Source organism: Rhodococcus sp. ENV425 (genome assembly GCF_002887785.1).
GTDB classification, from domain to species: Bacteria; Actinomycetota; Actinomycetes; order Mycobacteriales; family Mycobacteriaceae; genus Rhodococcus; species Rhodococcus aetherivorans.
In genome coordinates, this window is sequence record NZ_PCZU01000155.1 from 1 (window position 1) to 3,365 (window position 3,365).

The 3,365-nt window shown below is 74.2% G+C and carries 4 protein-coding genes; 2 read left to right on the forward strand and 2 right to left on the reverse strand.

Translation table 11 applies throughout. The features are described from left to right. A partial coding sequence (locus CQZ88_RS12410; protein ID WP_102799814.1) for a hypothetical protein occupies window positions 1-278 on the forward strand: 278 nt, incomplete at its 5' end. A gap of 12 nt (window positions 279-290) precedes the next feature. On the opposite strand, the gene CQZ88_RS12415 is transcribed toward CQZ88_RS12410, so the two are convergent. Together CQZ88_RS12415 and CQZ88_RS12420 are read right to left on the reverse strand one after the other, a co-directional pair. Beyond that, window positions 291-998, reverse strand: coding sequence for a TIGR03089 family protein (locus tag CQZ88_RS12415; protein ID WP_102799815.1), 708 nt, complete (start codon window positions 996-998; stop codon window positions 291-293). A 14-nt stretch (window positions 999-1,012) separates the two neighbouring features. Then, window positions 1,013-2,548 carry an LCP family protein gene (locus tag CQZ88_RS12420; protein ID WP_081637050.1) on the reverse strand — a complete coding sequence of 512 codons (1,536 nt, stop codon included), beginning with the start codon at window positions 2,546-2,548 and terminating at the stop codon, window positions 1,013-1,015. A gap of 178 nt (window positions 2,549-2,726) precedes the next feature. Between CQZ88_RS12420 and rfbD the strand changes: the two genes are divergently transcribed. Next, a partial coding sequence (rfbD, locus tag CQZ88_RS12425; protein ID WP_180987002.1) for a dTDP-4-dehydrorhamnose reductase occupies window positions 2,727-3,365 on the forward strand: 639 nt, incomplete at its 3' end.

Below are 3,365 nucleotides of genomic sequence, written 5' to 3' on the forward strand. Positions count from 1 at the left end.
GCGGCCGCGTCGGCTTCGACGACGAGTTCGGACTCTACGTGTGCACCGGGATGCGCGGCGGCTACGCCCGCTCGGGCACGACGATCGGCGGGGTGTTCCTCACCGGCCGGCCACCGTCGCGCCGGATCCTGCGGCACGAGGCGGTCCACGCCGATCAGTGGGCGCGGTACGGGGCCGGATTCGCCGTCCGCTACGTGTGGGAGGAGCTACGCCACCCGGGTGCCCGCAACCGGTTCGAGATCGAGGCCGGCCTCGCCGACGGCGGCTACGTCGCCTGAGCCTGCCGCGCGTCAGCCGTTCAGCCGGGCGGTGACCTTCTCGCTCTCGACCCGTCGGTTGGTGGCGGCGGGATCCGGGTTGCTCACCTGCACCAGCGACGCGCCGACGGCGAGGACGGCGAGCAGGCCGTCGATCAGCGCCTGCGGGGTGCCCCAGTCGCGGCTCGACAGCACCCGGTCCGCGCCGGTGATGCCGGCGGCCGCGGCCGCGTCCCGGGCCGCCGCGATCACTTCGCCGGGCGTCCGTCCGTCGAGCACCGGTCCGCCGTCCCCGGCGGAGCGGAACTGGTCACCGTGCACCCGCACGTGCGTCGCGTAGTCGGTGACCCCCACCGGCAGGTCCGGCACGGGCCGGCCGAACGCGTCGAGCGAGAGGACGGCGACCTCGGCGACGTCCGCGACATCGTCGAGACGGTCCGCGCTGACCAGCGCGAGGTCCGCGTCGTCGGGTTCGAGCACCACCTCGGCGCCGGCCCACCATGCGCCGAGCAGGACCGCGGCACTCTGCCAGTGAGCCGGGAGCAGGACGGCCACCCGGCCGCCGGGCAGCAGACCGAACTCGTCGCGCACCATGTTCGCCGTCTTGGCGGCCCAGTTCGCCAGGGTGACCGCGGACAGCTCGATCCGGGCGCCGGACGCGTCGTCGTACCACGTGATGCGGGGGCCGGCCGGGTCGGCGGCCAGGATCGGATCGAGCAGGGTGTCGGTCAGGGTGGTCACAGCTTCCTCGTTCCTCAGTTCACGCAGCGGGGGCCGGCGGAGCCGGCGTCGATCGGCGGGGCGGCCGGGACGGACGTCGGGGTGGCCCCGGCGCTCACGAGATCCGATCCGGAGGCCACGGAGGTGACGTTCGCATCCGTGCCCGGCCCCGCGTAGTCCGCGGTGAGCACCACCCGCACCGTGTCGGCGTCGAGCGACGGGTCGGCGGCGGTAGCCAGGCCGCCGAGCGCCTCCGCGACGGCACGCGCCTGGTCGGACTCGGGGTCGGCGGCGAAGACCGTCGACTCGTCCACCGCGCGGCCGGTGTGGTTGCCGACGCCGCCCTCGACGAAGCCGTCGCCGACGAGCACGGCCGCGACGCGGGAGGCCAGGCCGCCGACACCACCGGCGTTGGCGACGTCCACCGTGATCGTGCCGGCATCGACCTCCGGTGCCGCGCTCGTCGTCGGCTGCGACCCGTCGTCGCCGGAGCCGGGATCGACGAGGTCGGCGACGAAGCGGCGCACCTCCTCCGGATCCACCTGCACCACCGATTCGCCGTAGTCGGTCATCGCGTTGAGGTCCTGGACGGGGATCGTGGAGAACTGCACGGCGCCGCCGGCGAGGTCCTGCATCCGGGTCGCCAGGTCGAGGATGTCCCAGTCGGAGTCCAGGACCACCGACCTCTGCACGGCCGCGCTGAGCTGGTTCAGCTTGGACGGGTTGCTCAGCGTCTTCGCGCTGAGCACCTTCTGTACGAGTGAGGCCATGAACACCTGCTGGCGCACGATTCGGTCCAGGTCGCCGCGCGGCAGGTCGTGGCGCTGCCGGACGAAGCTCAGGGCGTCCGCGCCGTCGAGGGTCTGCTCGCCGGCGGGGAAGTTCGCCCCGGACAGCGGCTCGTCGACGGGGTTGTTCAGGCACACGTCGACGCCGCCGACGGCATCGGTGAGCAGCACGAACCCGAGCAGGCCGACCTCGGCGTAGTGGTCGACGGTGACGCCGGTCAGGTCGGCGACCGACTCGACCAGTGCCTCCCGGCCCGCCTGCGTGGCCGCCTTCTCGGCGGCCGCATCGGACTCGCCGGCCTCGACGAGCCGCAGCCGCTCGGTCTCCTTGGTGGCGCCGAACGCGGCGTTGATCTTCGACATCCCGATGTCGGGCACCTCGACGTAGGTGTCGCGCGGGATGGAGATGGCGGTGGCCGAGGTGCCGTCGAGCGGCACCCGGACCAGGATGATCGTGTCGGTGTTGTTGGCCACTTCCTCGCCGGCCCGCAGCGCGTCGAGTTCGCGCTGGGACAGCGGATTGCCGTGCGCGTCGGTGCGGCTGTCGGTGCCCACCAGGAGGATGTCGAGGGCGCCGTCCCGGCCGTCGCCCAGGGTGAGCCCGCCCACCGTGGCGAGCGACGAGCGCAGCGAATCGATGCCGCGCCATGCGACGCCGGTGACGACCAGGGTGAGCGCCGCGGCGACGCTGACGGCGATCCGCAGCGGGCGGCCGCGGAAGACCCCCGATCCTCCCCCCGCGTCGCGCGCCGGCACTCGGCGTGTGGGCGGCTCTGGCGGCACCTGGCGGTCCTCTCGTCGGGCGTCGGCGGTCGCACCCAGGCTACTGCCGAGACCGCGGCCCTTGTGGCACCCGCCGCGGCGTGCCCGGCTCGTACCGGGTGACAGCCGCGCCGGCTACCGGGTGACAGCCGTGCCGGCTACCGGGTGACAGCCGCCCCGGCGTGCCAGACTCGTGCCCGTGCAGACCGTTCTCGTCACCGGAGCCCGCGGACAGCTGGGCCGTCACCTGCTCACCCGCGGCGCCGCGGCCGGCCTCCCGATCCGGGGCGTCGGCGCGGAGGAGGCGGACATCACCGATCCGGATGCCGTCGCCGCGCTCGTCGAACCGGGCGCCGTCGTGCTCAACTGCGCCGCCTACACCGCCGTCGACGCGGCCGAGACCCATGTGGAGGACGCCGCCGCGGTCAACGAGTGGGGACCGGCCCATCTGGCCGCCGCGTGCGCCGCCGCCGGAGCGCACCTGATCCACGTGTCCACCGACTACGTGTTCGCCGGCGACGGGGACCGCCCGTACCGGGTCGGCGATCCGACCGGGCCCCGGACCGTCTACGGCCGGACCAAGCTCGCGGGGGAGCGCGCGGTGCTCGACCGGTTGCCGACCGCCCACGTGGTGCGCACCGCGTGGCTCTACACCGGCGAGGGCAACGACTTCGTCGCGACGATGCTGCGGCTCGAACGCGAACGCGACACCGTGCGCGTCGTCGACGATCAGGTCGGCTGCCCCACCTACGCCGCCGATCTCGCCGACGGCCTCCTCGAACTCGCCACCCGCGCCGGTGCGGTGCCCGGCGGGGTCCTGCACGCGACGAACTCCGGG